At 60.5% G+C, this 15,362-nt stretch carries 12 protein-coding genes; 5 read left to right on the forward strand and 7 right to left on the reverse strand.

The window, feature by feature from the left end; genetic code table 11:
• Window positions 1-80: 80 nt before the first annotated feature.
• The gene (locus tag B2J77_RS01480; RefSeq protein WP_078477849.1) at window positions 81-4,757 is read left to right on the forward strand and encodes a DUF6543 domain-containing protein; all 4,677 of its coding nucleotides are present in this window, start codon (window positions 81-83) and stop codon (window positions 4,755-4,757) included.
• Between the two features lie 32 nt (window positions 4,758-4,789).
• Here the strand turns inward: B2J77_RS01480 and B2J77_RS01485 are convergent, their stop codons facing one another.
• From B2J77_RS01485 to gpmI, 4 genes are all read right to left on the reverse strand, one after another.
• Window positions 4,790-5,557, reverse strand: a complete 768-nt coding sequence (locus tag B2J77_RS01485; protein ID WP_058639160.1) for a divergent polysaccharide deacetylase family protein — start codon at window positions 5,555-5,557, stop codon at window positions 4,790-4,792.
• Between the two features lie 7 nt (window positions 5,558-5,564).
• A complete protein-coding gene (locus B2J77_RS01490; RefSeq protein WP_078477850.1) occupies window positions 5,565-6,881 on the reverse strand; it encodes a S41 family peptidase in 1,317 nt (438 codons plus the stop codon).
• A 76-nt stretch (window positions 6,882-6,957) separates the two neighbouring features.
• Window positions 6,958-8,259 (reverse strand): murein hydrolase activator EnvC family protein, encoded by a 1,302-nt coding sequence (locus tag B2J77_RS01495; protein ID WP_058639159.1) that lies wholly within the window; start codon window positions 8,257-8,259, stop codon window positions 6,958-6,960.
• Window positions 8,260-8,379: 120 nt separating this feature from the next.
• A complete protein-coding gene (gene gpmI / locus B2J77_RS01500; protein ID WP_078477851.1) occupies window positions 8,380-9,915 on the reverse strand; it encodes a 2,3-bisphosphoglycerate-independent phosphoglycerate mutase in 1,536 nt (511 codons plus the stop codon).
• A gap of 207 nt (window positions 9,916-10,122) precedes the next feature.
• On the opposite strand from gpmI, the gene B2J77_RS01505 reads away from it, so the two are divergent.
• The 3 genes from B2J77_RS01505 to secB are packed head-to-tail and all read left to right on the forward strand — an operon-like array spanning window position 10,123 to window position 11,319.
• A complete protein-coding gene (locus B2J77_RS01505) occupies window positions 10,123-10,536 on the forward strand; it encodes a rhodanese-like domain-containing protein (RefSeq protein WP_023532978.1) in 414 nt (137 codons plus the stop codon).
• A gap of 1 nt (window position 10,537) precedes the next feature.
• Complete coding sequence (grxC, locus tag B2J77_RS01510; RefSeq protein WP_023532936.1) at window positions 10,538-10,792, forward strand: glutaredoxin 3; 255 nt, start codon at window positions 10,538-10,540, stop codon at window positions 10,790-10,792.
• A gap of 41 nt (window positions 10,793-10,833) precedes the next feature.
• Window positions 10,834-11,319: a protein-export chaperone SecB gene (gene secB, locus B2J77_RS01515; protein ID WP_023532907.1), complete on the forward strand. Its 486-nt coding sequence runs from the start codon at window positions 10,834-10,836 to the stop codon at window positions 11,317-11,319.
• 103 nt (window positions 11,320-11,422) lie between these two features.
• Here the strand turns inward: secB and trmL are convergent, their stop codons facing one another.
• Window positions 11,423-11,884, reverse strand: coding sequence for a tRNA (uridine(34)/cytosine(34)/5-carboxymethylaminomethyluridine(34)-2'-O)-methyltransferase TrmL (trmL, locus tag B2J77_RS01520; protein ID WP_058604254.1), 462 nt, complete (start codon window positions 11,882-11,884; stop codon window positions 11,423-11,425).
• On the opposite strand from trmL, the gene B2J77_RS01525 reads away from it, so the two are divergent.
• Window positions 11,883-12,320 (forward strand): hypothetical protein, encoded by a 438-nt coding sequence (locus B2J77_RS01525; RefSeq protein WP_058639157.1) that lies wholly within the window; start codon window positions 11,883-11,885, stop codon window positions 12,318-12,320. The genes trmL and B2J77_RS01525 overlap by 2 nt on opposite strands.
• A 299-nt stretch (window positions 12,321-12,619) precedes the next feature.
• Here the strand turns inward: B2J77_RS01525 and ntrC are convergent, their stop codons facing one another.
• Window positions 12,620-14,056 (reverse strand): nitrogen regulation protein NR(I), encoded by a 1,437-nt coding sequence (gene ntrC / locus B2J77_RS01530; protein WP_058639156.1) that lies wholly within the window; start codon window positions 14,054-14,056, stop codon window positions 12,620-12,622.
• Window positions 14,053-15,138: a nitrogen regulation protein NR(II) gene (gene glnL / locus B2J77_RS01535; protein WP_058639155.1), complete on the reverse strand. Its 1,086-nt coding sequence runs from the start codon at window positions 15,136-15,138 to the stop codon at window positions 14,053-14,055. Before glnL ends, ntrC begins: the two co-directional genes overlap by 4 nt.
• Between the last annotated feature and the right edge of the window lie 224 nt (window positions 15,139-15,362).

Genomic DNA, 15,362 nt, shown 5'->3' on the forward strand with positions numbered 1-15,362 from the left:
CAATCCAGGCCAAGCAATATGTAGCGACGCGGACCTTGCGACTTGTAGCAGCCTCTTGGTTTTTCAAGAGGTGTGTAAACATGAACAATCCTGCAACGCCCATATTCGATTTCAAGCAGGCAGTAGCCAGGTTTTTTTCAGGCAGGCCAACGCTGCGACAGGTGGCCAGCAAGCAGTTGTTGCAGCTATTGAACGACAAGCTGCCATGGCTGGCCTTCACCACACCTGCACTGACGTCCGCAGACCCCCTGACCTTGGACAGCCCAGACCCCGCTACACCTTACTGGGCGACTGAACCTTTCGTAGATCGAATACTTAAAGCCATGCTCGAGTCTGAGCCACTCGATCTGGAGCCTTTGCCCGACGGGCGTCACCACAATGTGGGGTTGACTGCAGGTTTCCGCTTTGCAGGGTCCGAGGCGCCATTGGACACTCGGCAACTTAGTGGGGTCTCTACAGCGCTCAACGAGTTGGTCGAGCAACTACCTCAACATTTCTGTGAGGCTCAGTTGCAGTACTGGAACAGTCAGAGCGATGCCGGTATCACCCGTGATCACTGGATGCAGCTGTTGCTCAAAATTGCACTCCTGCGTGGTTTGCCCCTTCAGGACCTGGACACGCAAGAGCAGGCCTGCCTCAGAGGCCTCATCAGCGCAGAGCCAAACCATGCAGCCGTTTACGCCGTGCGGGTTACGCTGGGTGATAGACCGCTGGAGCATGAACAAAAGCTGTGTAACTTGCTGGTTTGCGGGGAGTGGGACGAGCGAGAAGCCGTTCTGTGGTGCGCACCTTCGGGTATCGTGCGCAGCTTTGGCTCGTTAAGCGATTTCAGTGTTGCGTTGCGTGATGAGTTGGCACAACGCTACGCGTTCGATCGTATGACCTGGACCCGTTATCCAATCGAAGGGAATGTCTTTGCAGCACAAACCGCTTTGTTGTTACAGACGCTATTCGACCGGGTCGACGCTGCGTGTTTGCGTGGTTTGAGCGATGTCACAGCACTTGAAGCCCGTTTTGCAAGGCTGAGCGATCTCACTGACTGGTTCATAAGTTATGAAAACGATACCCCCGCAGTAAACACGCCGCCTGGGCTGTGGAGCGCTGCCGGCAGGGACACGTTCGCATGGGGCGCTGCACTGGTGCAAATTGCGACCTATCAACTTGAGTCGGACGGTATTGCAGCGCTCGATGGTGTCGAGTCGCTTGAGGCATACGCCCGTCAACGCCTGACCCAGCAGATGATCCAGGACCATGAAGAGAGCTGCTCACCCGACGATATTGTGCTGGACCTGGCCATGGCACAAGGGATCCCGGGTGGTGCTGCTACCGGTGCAGGCGGCGGGGAGCCTCTTGAATATGCGGGAAGCAAGAGTCTGACAGACTTCGCCATCGGTAACCTGGCCTCGCTCAAGGGAGCGATCATCACCCAAGTCCGCCACCGCAGCGGTGGCGAACGCCCTGACTGGCTCGATGCCAAAGCCGCCAGGCAGCTTGTATCCCAAGTTGATATCGGTGCGCACTATCCCCGTTATGTGGCCGACGCATTGAAAGCCCCGGACAGGCGTACCGAGCGAGTTCGAAAGATGGGTAAAGAATGGCGAAGCGCTTTGCTCGCCAGTGCCGTCACGGGTATGACTGACGGCAAGGTCAAGGAAAACGGCTTGCAGTGCGTGGTTGATTTCTGCGCGGGGCATGTGGACATAGCCGACCCGCGGGTGTTGCTCCTGCCGCTGGTGTTTCGACGCAGCGCCTCCTCCCGGCACGTCGACAAGGTTAGCGGCATGTATGTGCTTTACTGCACCGAGCCAGCTTTGGTACTGCTGTATCGGCCGCTCTTCAAGCAAGATACGCTTCGCCAGTACGCAAGCCTCGACGCATTGTTGGAACACGTCCGGGAATCGCAGCGGCTGCAAGACAGCATCCTGCCGTGGATGGAGCCCGCGGCACAGGCGATCTACCAGAACGGTGGCTTTCTCGAGCCACATATTGCCGTGCTGAACCAGGACTTTTTCACACCGCCTGAAACGCCGGCTCCAGCAACATTGTCCGTTGAATTCTGGCGCTCGGATATCGATGAGAAACTGTATACCGCTAATTGTGAGCTGCTCGTGCAGCTTGCCGAAGCTCATACTGTGTCAAATGCCGAAAACCGCTGGCAGACCCTCACCGAAGGTGCCTGGCTTCTTTTTGATGTAGCGACCCTGGCGGTCTCGGGCCCGATTGCTTCTGTTGCCTGGCTAGTGCAGTTGATGGCCGCGCTGGAAAACGACTTGCTGGCGCTTGAGCAAGGCAATGCGTTCAGTCGCTGCGCCGCCATTGTCGATCTGTTGCTCAACATGGGGATGACGCTGTTGCATGCACGGCGGCCTCCAACACTGCCGCTGGTCGTTGAAACACCTCTAGATGCCGGGGCCTTTATGGGCCCTGCACCCCAGCGTGGCGCCTTTGCCGAGCTAGCAGTAGACCCGACATACGTTGATTTGGTCGATGGTCAGACACCACGCGTGCTGTCCAGCCGATGGCTTGACTTCTCATGGCGTGGTCAGCAGGGGTTCAACTGGTTGCCTGCAACCCAGAAAGCTGCATTGTTGGCCATGCGTTCGAGCGTTTCACTCGCAGGGCTCATGCCACTGACTGCCGGGGAAGCTGCCGGGCTCTACCTGATAGGTGGCAATCATTACGTCATGCTCGCGAGTGAGGTCTACCGCGTGGAGCTTCTACCTGCCGGTGTTCGAGTGGTCGATAGCCAAGCTAATCCAGGGCCATGGTTGACCCGCGTTGACGGCGTATGGCGCATAGACTCGTCGCTGCGCCTTTCGGGAGGTATGAATCGCAGCGGGACTCGCGCTCGCCTTGCCAACCAATTCCGTGAGCTGCACAAAGCGATCAATGCCCATGATGAACGCAGGGTGGCGGCTTCCAATGAGTTCCACCGGCTAGGCGCTGAAGTGGTGAGCTTGCAATCGAAGCTGACTGCGCTTAGAACCCGCAGAGAGAGTACACATCAAGCCCAAGCTGCGCTTCCGCCAGGTGAGGAATCACAGAAACTCCAGCTTCTGATCGACCAGTTCGATGCGCGTATTGCTCAATGGGAGGCTGAGGCCGTCAGCATGCGAAAGGCTGCCGTTCAGCAATTGGAAACTGCCGTTGTTGCAGATACAGCGATCCTGCCGCTGCTCTCAGCCATGAAAGAGCCGAAGTATCGCACCGAGTTGGAAAAAGGCGGGTGGAATGAAATTTTGCCAGGCTACGAGGTCACGACTCGCGCAAATATCATCCGGAACAGTGATTTCATCGTGACCGAGCTGTGGAGCCTCAGCGATTATGCTGACCTTGACCAGCTGCAAAAGCGTATCGAGGGGCAAGACCTGACGCAGGTGAAGGCTGAGTATCAGCGCTTCCGACAACGATTGACGCTTGTTGTCGATATGCAAGACCACGTGCTGACCGCCTTTGAACACCTCGATCAACAGCTCGCCGATACACCCGATGACTTTGAAATCATAGGCGCGGACGGCGACGCACCTCGGACGACAGGCGGGTTGATTGCGTTGCGCAAATTCACCACCGTACAGATGCGTTTCCATCAGGTACTCAACTTGGCGGATCTGGCACTGCACCTTGACGATGCAGCAGGCCAGAAAAAACTCTTTGGCTACCGTGAAGATCTGGCGAGCATAGGGTTGCGCAATGCGGCTGAAGCCCACGGCGAACTGGATTTTGCCAATCTAGAGGCCCAGGATCGGATCTCGATTCTGCAGGAAGCCTGGGACGAGTACTCTGCCGCCCTGCTCAACAGTGATCGTATCCGCAGAGACGGCGGCAATCTGATTGAGCCAGCCATGCTCGACCGTTATCGCGCACATGTGGAAAAGCTCAAGCTCGATGCCGGTCGGCGCCTGCTTGAAGCGGCGCGCGAACAAGATGGGGGGCAGGGCAACAGCACGTCCAACGCACGTTCACCTTACAAGGCTTCCGACACACCGCAGCATCTGGTCCGCAATGCACACGGGCAATTGCTGTTTGGCACGCAAGTGATCGTGGACGGAAAACCACTACTGGAAGTTCGTGAATCGTTCAGCAATGAGCTATTGGCGATCTTCGAGAAAGTGGACGGGCAATGGCAGCAGCGCGAGCCTGCCAAACGGCCTTCATTGTCTGATGAACCACCACCTGCGGATTTGAGCCTGTGGGTGCAATCGCTGATCGAAGAAAGCGATGCGATCAGGGAAAAGGCTGAGGCCTATGTCAAGAACGATATCAAAAGTGGCGCCCTGGTCCAGCTTTACGACACCCAGCTCGAAAAGATGGATCAAGCGGCAGCCGTTGTCCGGGATGGAGGCGGCAACGACATGCTACTCAGGGCTCTGGAGCGGCACGCCGATGCACTGCGGGCGGACAAGAAACTGCAGCTCACAACACTCTATACGGACACCAGCTATCCCTCTGCCGAGGCTTTGAAATTCCTGCACAACGAAGGCTTGCTCAAGGTGGAGTATGTGGAACGGCGAACCATGCAAAATGGCACTGCCTTCGATGAATACAAAATCTTGCGCCTGCCGAGCAAGCGCAATCTCTGGGCCGCCCATTTTCATTTCGACTCGCCCGACGCATACGCCGAAGACTTCACCGTCGGGCATTTGAAAACCTGGAAGCAACGACGCATGAGCAGCCAGTTGGCTGCTCAGTCAGGCCTTCGTCTGCACCGAGGAAGGCTGACGCTGGAACAGGCACGGGGCATCATTCCGTTCACATGACCTGCTTGACGGGCATCGTTCGCGATGCCCGCTCAACGGTTGCTGTAGCGGCCTTGCTTGCCATGGGCGGGCATGGCCAGGTTGCTTCGTTCGGCAATCATCTGCTGTAGGTTGATCAGCTTCACACCCTGTCGCGTGAGGTTTGGCAGTTCGCGCTCCAGCACTTCGAGGGTCTGTGGATACGGGTGGCCAATCAGCACTGCCGAGCCCTGCTTGCGTGCCAGGGCGATGCCTTGGTGCAGTTGGTGCGTAATTGCCTCCGGCGTGCGGTCATCATCCAGAAATACATCCCTGGAGACATTCGCCGTGCCCTGTGCCTGGGCTTGTGCCGCGGCCACGGTCGCAGCGCTGGTGCGGCTGTCGACGAAGAACAGGTCGCGGCGCTGTAGCTCACCCATCAACCAGGTCATGGCGTCGCGTTGTGCCGTCATGCGGCTGCCCATGTGGTTGTTCACGCCAGCGGCATAAGGCACCTTGGCAAGGGCCGCATCAAGACGCCTGGCAAGCTCGTCTTGCGGCACGCCGGGGTGCCAGGCATAGGGCCCGGTGGCCGGGTCCATGGGCATGTGCAGGATGACGGTTTTACCCGCCTTATGCGCCTGGCGGGCGAAATCGGTGGCATGCGGGGTGTCGGGCATGATGGCCATGGTCACCGGCCCCGGCAGCGCCAGGGTTCGACTGTCGCGTTCGGGGCTTTGGCCGAGGTCATCGATGATGATGCTCATGTAGGCCTGGCTGGTGGGCGCCGCGTGCGCCACGCCCGCCATCAGCCCGATCAGCAGATACAGCAAATAACGCATGGGTGGCTCAGCTGCCTTTGGTGATGTTCAGGCCCTTGAGCAGGCTCAGGGCCTGGCTCAGCTGGAAGTCGTTGTCCTGCGGCCGCTCCTTGCGCTTGCTGCTGCCGGTGGGACGGTCGGCGCCCCCATTGCCGTTGCCCAGGTGCCCCTGCAGGTCGGCTTCCTTGAAGTTGTCGTTGTCCGCTTCGGCCGTAAGCTTGGCCTGGCGGACCTCGATGTCCGGCACGATACCCTGGGCCTGGATGGAGCGACCGTTGGGGGTGAAGTACAGGGCAGTGGTCAGCTTCAGGGCACGGTCGTTGGCCAGGGGCAGCACGGTCTGGACCGAGCCCTTGCCAAAACTGTCGGTGCCCATCAGCACGCCGCGCTTCTGGTCTTGCAAGGCGCCCGCGACGATTTCCGAGGCCGAGGCGCTGCCGCCGTTGATCAGCACCACCAGTGGCACACCTTCGCTGGCATCGGCAGGGTCAGCCGAGAAGCGCAGCTCGGAATTGGCGATCCGCCCTTTGGTGTACACGATCAGGCCCTTGGTCAAGAAGTGGTCAGCCACTTCCACCGCCGACTGCAACACGCCCCCCGGGTTGTTGCGCAGGTCCAGGATAACGCCACGCAGCTTCTTGCCGTTGTCCTTGCGCAGCTTGGCCAAGGCCTTGCCCACTTCGTCGCCGGTCTTGACCTGGAATTGGGTGATGCGGATATAGCCGTAATCGTTCTCGAGCAGTTGGCTCTTGACGCTTTTAACCTGAATGACTGCACGAGCAAGGGTCACATCGAACGGCGTACCCCCATCGCGCACCAACGTCAGGGTGATCTTGTCGCCCACTTTGCCGCGCATCTTGTCCACGGCCTCGGTCATGGTCTGGCCGCGGGTCGGTGCGCCGTTGATATTCACGATCAAGTCGCCCGCCTGCACGCCGGCCTTGGACGCTGGGGTGTCATCAATGGGCGAGACCACCTTGATGAAACCGTCTTCCTGGCCGACTTCGATGCCCAGGCCGCCAAACTCACCGCTGGTACTTTCCTGAAGCTCTTGAAAGTCTTCAGGGCCCAGGTAGGCCGAGTGAGGATCGAGGTTGCTGAGCATGCCTTTGATGGCGTTTTCCAGCAGGGTCTTGTCATCGACAGGCTCGACGTAAGCTGCCTTGATACGGTCCATGACCTCGGCGAAGGTGCGCAGCTCTTCAAGCGGCAGCGGCTCTTTGGCAGTGACCTCGGTGACGGGCACGGCAGCCGCCTTGGCAGGCTCTGCAGCAATGGCCAGGGGTGCGCCGACCGCCAGGGCGATGGACAGGGCCAGCTGGGTAAGACGGGGCGAGTGCAGCATGTCGAACGAACTCCTGATCCTGTAGACGCTCCCTTCGGAGCATGGGCACAGCACACGCTGCGCCACATAAGTTTGACTAGCCGCGGCACCACTGGGAGGGGTCGGAAGGCCGGCCCTGCTGGCGGATGGCGAAATACAGACCGGCAGCCTCCTGGCCACCGCTATCGCCGACTGTCGAAATGGCTTCGCCCGCCTTGACGACGTCACCGGCGCTCTTGAGCAGGCTCTGGTTGTGGCCATACAGGCTCAGGTAACCATTGCCGTGGTCGAGAATGACCAGAAGACCGGCGCCACGCAACCAGTCGGCGAACACCACACGGCCTCCATGGACAGCCCGCACCTGAGTACCGGGGTTGGCACTGATCATCACCCCGTCCCACTTGGCGCGTGAATCACCGCCACGGGCATCCCCGAAGCGTGCCAGCAATCGACCATTGACGGGCCATGGAAGTTTTCCGCGGGACGCAGAAAATGCGCCGCCATAACTGGCACCGTCGCTCGAAACCATGGGGCCGAGGGTCGCGCGGGCCTTGCGAGGTGGCTCGACTGGCTCGGGCGCCTTGTCACGGGCTGCGGCGGCGAGTGCCTCTTGCTGGCGGCGTTTTTCCGCCTCCTGCTGAGCCAGCAGTGCGCGTTGGCGTGCCTGCTCGGCTTCACGCGCCTGGCGGGCCAGGGTTTCCTCGATGGTCTTGAGTACCTTGGAAAGGTCGGCCTGGTCCTGCTCGCGGGCGCGCAGCTTCTGGTCGCGGTCCTTCACATCGCCGTTGAGCTTGGCCAGCACCTCGCGGCGCTTGCCTCGTTCGACTTCTAGCGCCTGGCGGCGGGTATCGAGGTCGGCGCGCTGGGCCAGCAATTGCGCTTGCTGGTTGCCGATGTCACGTTCGACACCGGCCAGTTGGCGCAGGGTGTCATTGAAGGCGCGCAGTTGCTCCAGGCGCGCCTTGCTCAGGTAGTCGTAATAGGTGAGTGTTCGCGCGAATTTTTCGGGGTTCTGCTGGTTGAGCAGCAGCTTGAGGTATTCCTCACGGCCGTTCTGATAGGCCGAACGGGCCTGGATGGCAATCAGCCGCTGTTGTTCAACGCGGGCGCTCTGGAGTTTTTTTTTCTCGGTATCAAGGCGCTCCAGCTCGCCCTCGGTCTTTTTTAGTTGCTGCTGCAGGGCCTCCACCTGCTTCTCCAGGTTGCCGATGTCGGTTTCGGTGGCCTTCAGGTCTTTCTGCACGCCGGCCTTTTCTTCCTGGAGCTTGCCCAAGGTTTTCTTGAGCTCGGCGATGTCCTGGCGGGTGGCGTCCAGTTGCTGCTGGGTCTGTGCGCGCTCGTCGGCGAACGCCGGGGTGAGCAGGCAAGACAAGGCGAGAAGGATCAGGGCGCGAAGCATGGGTTTGGCATACCGGGGATGGAGACTGGCCTAGTATGAATGAGCGGCAGGCTGCACGCTACACGCCACAGGAAAGGGCCGCGAACTGGCCCGTGCTTCTTGTGGCGTGTGGCATGACTGTCAGGCGTCGATCAGGATGGACGTGCCTGTCATCTCGGCAGGCTTCTCCAGCCCCAGCAGCTTGAGCATGGTCGGTGCCACGTCTGCCAGCACTCCGCCTTCGCGGACCTTGAGGTTGCGCTTGCCTACATAGATGAACGGCACCGGCTCGGTGGTGTGTGCGGTATGCGCCTGGCCGGTGGATTCGTCTTCCATTTGCTCGACGTTGCCATGGTCAGCCGTGATCAGTGCTTCGCCACCGACCTTGTCCAGCGCCGCGACGATGCGGCCCATGCAGCCATCCAGGGCCTCGACGGCCTTGACTGCGGCATCGAACACACCGGTATGGCCAACCATGTCGCCGTTCGCGTAGTTCACCACGATCACGTCATGACGCTGCTGCTCGATGGCTTCGACGATGCGGTCGGTGACTTCGGGCGCGCTCATTTCCGGCTGCAGGTCATAAGTAGCGACCTTGGGCGATGGAATGAGGATGCGCTCTTCGCCTTCGAATGGTTCTTCGCGCCCGCCCGAGAAGAAGAAGGTGACATGTGCGTACTTTTCGGTCTCGGCGATGCGCAGCTGGGTCTTGCCATTGTTCGCCAGGTATTCGCCCAGCACGTTGTGCAGGCTGGCCGGCGCGAAGGCGGCCGGCGCCGGGATCTTGGCCGAATACTGGGTCAGGCCGATGAACGCCGCCACTTTCGGCAGACGCGCGCGCGGGAATTCGTTGAAGTCCGGCTCGACGAACACGCGCGACAGCTCGCGGGCGCGGTCGGCGCGGAAGTTCATGAAAATCACTGCATCGCCGTCTTCGACCTTGACGGGCTCGCCGATGCGCGTGGCCTTGACGAACTCATCACTCTCATCGCGGGCGTAGGCTGCTTCGAGACCGGCCAGGGCAGTGTCGGCGGTGTATTGCGCGTCACTGTCTACGATCAGGTTGTAAGCGGCGCTCACCCGGTCCCAGCGGTTGTCGCGGTCCATGGCAAAATAGCGGCCGATGAGACTGGCGATGCGGCCTTTGCCCAACCGGGCGAACGTGGCATCGAGCAGTTCGATGGAGGACTGGGCGCTGCGCGGCGGGGTGTCGCGGCCATCGAGGAAGGCGTGCAGGTAGATTTTTTCGGCCCCACGCTGCGCAGCCAGCTCAGCCATGGCAACGAGGTGGTCCTGGTGGCTGTGAACGCCACCGTCGGACAGCAGGCCGAGAATGTGCACGGCCTTGCCAGCGCCCGCCGCCGCATTGACCGCACCGGTGAGCACCGGGTTGGTGAAGAACTCGCCGTCACGGATGGCCTTGGTGACGCGGGTGAAGTCCTGGTAAACGACGCGCCCGGCGCCCAGGTTCATGTGGCCGACCTCGGAGTTGCCCATCTGGCCATCCGGCAGGCCGACATCCATGCCCGAACCGGAAATCAGGCCGTGCGGCTGGGTAGCCTGCAAGCGGTCGTACACCGGCGTGTTGGCGGCGTGGATGGCGTTGTACTCAGGGCTTTCGCTGTAACCGAAGCCGTCCAGGATGATCAGGACCAGGGGTTTGGGCGTGCTCGTCATCAATCAAACTCACGGTTGTTCAAAGATGATAAAGACACGCATTTTAGGGCAAATGCGCCGGTGTGGGCGAATAATCGTCCTCAAGCCCGACCGGCGCACCCTCACGGCATTGTGTAACGGCACTTGCTTCACGGCCCGGTCAGGCTTTGGTGGCACCGGGCTGGTGTGTATACTGGCCGGCATTTTCAATCGCGTGGAACACCCCAGATGGTTGCTAACCTGATTCAATTCGCGACAAACCACTACCTCCTGGTGGCGATCTTCGTCGTTCTGCTGGCGGCATTGCTGGTCAACGAAATCCGCCGTGGCGGGCAAAGCCTGAGCAATGGGCAACTCACCGCCCTGGTCAACGCCGACAAAGGCCTGGTAATCGATATTCGCCCGGCCAAGGAATATGCTGCCGGTCACATCGTCGGTGCGCTCAGCATCCCCCAGGACAAGCTGGCCACCCGCATGACCGAGCTTGAAAAGCACAAGGACAAGACCCTGATCGTGGTGGACGCGATGGGTCAGCATGCCGGCACCGTGTGCCGCGACCTGCTCAAGGCTGGTTACAACGCTGCCAAGCTCAGCGGTGGCGTTTCCAGCTGGAAAGCCGACAACCTGCCTTTGGTGAAGTGATATGAAACCTGTCATCGTCTATTCCAGCGACTACTGCCCCTACTGCATGCGTGCCAAGTACCTGCTCGAAAGCAAGGGTGTGGCATTCGAGGAAATCAAGGTCGATGGCAAGCCGCAGGTTCGCGCTGAAATGACCCAGAAGGCCGGTCGCACCTCCGTGCCGCAAATCTGGATCGGCAGCACCCACGTCGGTGGCTGCGATGAACTGCATGCCCTGGAGCGCGCCGGTAAGCTCGACGCACTGCTTGCCGACTGATTTTTGCACTGCATTCCCAAACATTAGGATAAGGATCTGCCATGACTGACCAACAGACCACCGGCGCTGCTGCAGAAGACAACAGCCCTCAGTTCTCGATGCAGCGCATCTACGTGCGTGACTTGTCGTTCGAAGCCCCGAAAAGCCCGCAGATCTTCCGTCAGACCTGGGAGCCGAGCGTTGGGCTTGACCTGAACACCAAGCAAAAGGCCCTGGAAGGCGACTTCCACGAAGTGGTGCTGACCCTGTCGGTGACGGTCAAGAACGGTGACGAAGTCGCCTTCATCGCCGAAGTGCAGCAGGCGGGTATCTTCCTGATCAAGAACCTGGATGCCGAGTCGATGAGCCACACCTTGGGTGCGTTCTGCCCGAACATCCTGTTCCCGTATGCCCGCGAAACCCTGGACAGCCTGGTGACCCGTGGCTCGTTCCCGGCCCTGATGCTGTCGCCGGTCAACTTCGATGCGCTGTATGCGCAAGAAATGCAGCGCATGCAGGAAGCCGGCGAAGCACCCACCGTGCAGTGATCGCCCGCATCACGAAAAGCGCCCTTAGTGGCGCTTTTTGTTTGCCTGGTATAAAGCCTCTAGCAGGCCCCCGTGGGCTATTGCGCTGCTGCGTAGCGCTTTGTCAGCTGCCGGCAAACCCATTCTGGCGCCAGGCTTCATAGACCGTCACCGCCACTGTGTTGGACAGGTTCAGGCTCCGGCAGCCGGGGCGCATGGGCAGTCGCAGCCGTTGTTCGGCAGGCAGGCTGTCCAGCACTTCGGTCGGCAGGCCGCGGCTTTCGGGGCCGAACAGAAACGCATCGCCTGGCTGGTAGGCCACTTCATGGAAAGGGTGCGAACCTTTGGTCGTGAAGGCGAAGAGCCGTGGCTGGCCCAGGCTTTCGAGGCAGTGCGCCAGGCTCGGGTGGCGCTTGAGCGTGGCATACTCGTGGTAATCGAGGCCTGCGCGGCGCAAGCGCTTGTCGTCCAGTTCGAAGCTGATGGGTTCGATCAGGTGCAGCGCGCACCCGCTGTTGGCGCACAGGCGAATGATGTTGCCCGTATTGGGTGGAATTTCGGGTTGAAAAAGGATGACGTGAAACATGCACGGCTCCAAGCATGAAGATGGCGAGCATTCTACCCCTGAACTGGACGTGCGATCGAAAGCCTTCCCTCGGGTGATGCTTTCATTGGCGATTGTGGGCGTGATGATCGGCTTGATGATTGGCCGCCTGACCGCGCCCGTCGAGCGTGAGTTGCAGCAGGTGAGCGTGGCGCAAGACGGGTTGGTGTTGTGGTTCAACGCAGAACCCAAGCTGCATGGCGAGATTGTGGAAGGCACCGTGGCGTTGCTGTTTCAGGCCAAGGGCCGCCCTCAGCGAGGGCAGCTGACCGTGCGTGGCAAGCCGGTCAGCTGGCGAGTGCAGGACAGTCAGGAGGGCCTGCTGTTGACGGTGGTGGCTGCGCGTACGCTGCAGGGTCACTGGTCCAGTGAAGAAGTATCTGGACGCTGGCGTGTGCAGGTGGACCTGCACGAATAAAAGAGGGGATTCCCGGCCTGCCTGTACCAAGGTCCCCGAAACGTGTGCGTGAGCGAATAAAAGAGGGGTCACCTGGCCTGCCTGTACCAGGGCCCCGAAACTGGAGTTATTTGTCTTATTGCAGGTGCCGTGCCAACTTTTGAACCCTGTTAATGCGGGGTAAAAGGGGGAAAACGGCCAGTATGCGCGGCCATTTGTGCCTTCAGGCGGTGCGTGTGGCACAGCAACGGTGCACCTAACCCTCAAACTGAAAAGGGCCGCTAAGCGGCCCTTCTCTGGTGTTCTGCAGCAGTCGACGCCTAGTGGTCTTCACCCTCTTCCTCATCACCACCGGCGACGTTCATGCCCAGCTCCTTGATCTTGCGCGTCAAGGTGTTGCGACCCCATCCCAGCAACAATGCCGCATCTCGGCGCCGCCCTGCGGTGTGCTTGAGGGCCGTCTCGATCATGATGCGTTCGAAACTCGGTACGGCGCTGTCGAGCAAGCTGGTCTGCCCGCGCGCCAGTGCCTGGTCCGCCCACTGGCGCAGCGCTTGCTCCCAGTTGGTAACCGGCGTGGCATCCTGCGGCAGGTTCAATAACTCAGGTGGCAAATCGCCGATCAGTACCTCACGGCTCGAAGCCATTACCGTGATCCAGCGGCAGGTGTTTTCCATCTGTCGCACGTTGCCCGGCCATGGCAGGTTGCGGATGAATTCCTCGGTCTCGGGCTTGAGTACCTTGGGTTCTACCGACAGCTCCTGGGCCGCCCTGGCCAGGAAATGGCGAGCAAGGGCGGGAATGTCTTCACGGCGATCTGCCAACCGAGGGATATGAATGCGAATGACGTTCAGGCGATGGAACAGGTCTTCGCGGAACTTGCCGGCCTGCACCAGCGCCTCCAGGTTCTGGTGGGTCGCTGCAATGATGCGCACATCGACCTTGACCGGAATGTGGCCGCCGACGCGATAGAACTCGCCGTCGGCCAGCACGCGCAGCAGGCGCGTCTGGGTATCGGCCGGCATGTCGCCGATTTCATCGAGAAACAGTGTGCCGCCGTCCGCTTGCTCGAAGCGTCCTCGACGCAGGTTGGCCGCGCCAGTGAAAGCGCCTTTTTCATGGCCAAACAGCTCCGACTCCATCAGGTCCTTGGGGATCGCCGCCATGTTCAAGGCGATGAAAGGTGCGGCTGCCCGCGGGCTGTGCCGATGCAGTGCGTGGGCGACCAGCTCCTTGCCCGTACCGGACTCGCCATTGATCAGTACGGTGATGTTGGAATGGCTCAGGCGCCCGATGGCACGGAACACCTCCTGCATTGCCGGTGCTTCACCGATGATTTCAGGCGTGCGCGCCAGGTTTTGCGGCACCTCCAACCCTTGCTGCTCCTGGGCGTGCTGGTTGGCACGCTTGACTAGGGCAACCGCTTCATCCACATCGAAAGGTTTGGGCAAATACTCGAAAGCGCCGCCCTGGTATGACGCCACTGCGCTATCCAGGTCCGAGTGTGCGGTCATGATGATGACCGGCAGGCGAGGGTGTTGGTCGCGTATCTGCGCCAGAAGCTCCAGGCCACTGGAGCCAGGCATGCGGATGTCGGAAATGATCACGTCTGGCTGCTGACGGGCCAGGCGACCCATGACACCCTCGGCGCTGTCGAAGCTCTGGGTGGTCATCCCTTCCTGTTGCAGGGCTTTTTCAAGGACCCAGCGAATGGAGCGATCATCGTCGACGATCCATACGGTTTCACTTCGGCTCATGAGGCGGTGGCTCCTTGTTCCAGGGGCAGATAGATTGAGAAGGCGGTGTGGCCTGCGTGGCTTTCACACTCGATCAGCCCCTGGTGCTGGCTGATGATGTTTTGGGTAATGGCCAGGCCCAGGCCGGTACCGTCCGGGCGACCACTGACCATGGGGTAGAAGAGGGTGTCCTGCAGCTCGGCAGGGATGCCAGGGCCGTTGTCGATGATCTCGACGCGTGCCACCAGGCGATGGCGCACGTGGCCGATGGTGAACTGGCGCAGTGCCCGGCTGCGCAAGGTGATGCGGCCCAGGCGCAGCTCATTTTGCGAGCTGATGGCCTGCATGGCGTTGCGCACGATGTTGAGCACCGCCTGGATCATCTGTTCGCGGTCGATCAGCACGTCCGGAAGGCTGGGGTCATAGTCGCGCGCCAGGGTGATGCAGCCCTGGCTTTCGGCCTCCACCAAGCTGCATACCCGCTCCAGCACCTCGTGGATATTGGTCATGGCCAGCGACGGCAGCTTGTTCGAGCCCAGCATGCGATCGACCAGGTTTCGCAGGCGGTCAGCTTCCTCGATGATCACGTTGGTGTAATCGCGCAAGCTCTCTTCGGGCAACTGACGCGCCAGCAATTGTGCTGCACCGCGAATACCGCCCAGCGGGTTCTTGATCTCATGGGCCAAGCCGCGCACCAGCATCTTGGTGGTCTCTTGCTTGCTCAGCTGGGCTTCTTCCTTGGTGATGCGCAGCAGGCGATCGCGCGGGTGGACCTCCAGCAAGAGCAAGGTCTGGCCCAGGTGCAGGATTGGTGTGACGGCATAGTCCACCGTGATGGTCTGCCCCGTCAGCGAGGTCAACTGGGCTTCACGCTTGGTGAAGGGGTGCGCCTGCTCCACGGCCTGACGCAGCGAACTCAACGCTTCGGTGGACTCGGTGAACAGTTCGCTGATGAACTGCCCGTGACTGCGCTGGCCACTGACGGCTAGCAGCATTTCGGCGGCCGGGTTCATGTACTCCAGCCGCAGCTCGGCATTGAGCAGCAGCGTGGCCGTGGTCAGGTTGTCCAAAAGCAGACGGTGTTGTGCATCGCTGATGGTCATGGTGCGGCGTCGACCTCTTTCGGTGCTTGCTGGCAAAGGAGGCGCGCGATGCGCGACACATCCAGTGGTGGCTGTTGGTCTGGAAATGCAAGAAACAAACCAAGGCGCCGAAAAGAGGCAGATTCGACAGAATCCTGTGAGTTTTCGCCCAGATTCGCACCAGAAGACACTGCATTAACGTTTCAGGTGCCTCATTATGGCTTGAATCGCAGTGCGGCCATGGA

The sequence above is a fragment of the Pseudomonas parafulva genome (genome assembly GCF_002021815.1).
Taxonomy (GTDB): Bacteria; Pseudomonadota; Gammaproteobacteria; order Pseudomonadales; family Pseudomonadaceae; genus Aquipseudomonas; species Aquipseudomonas parafulva_B.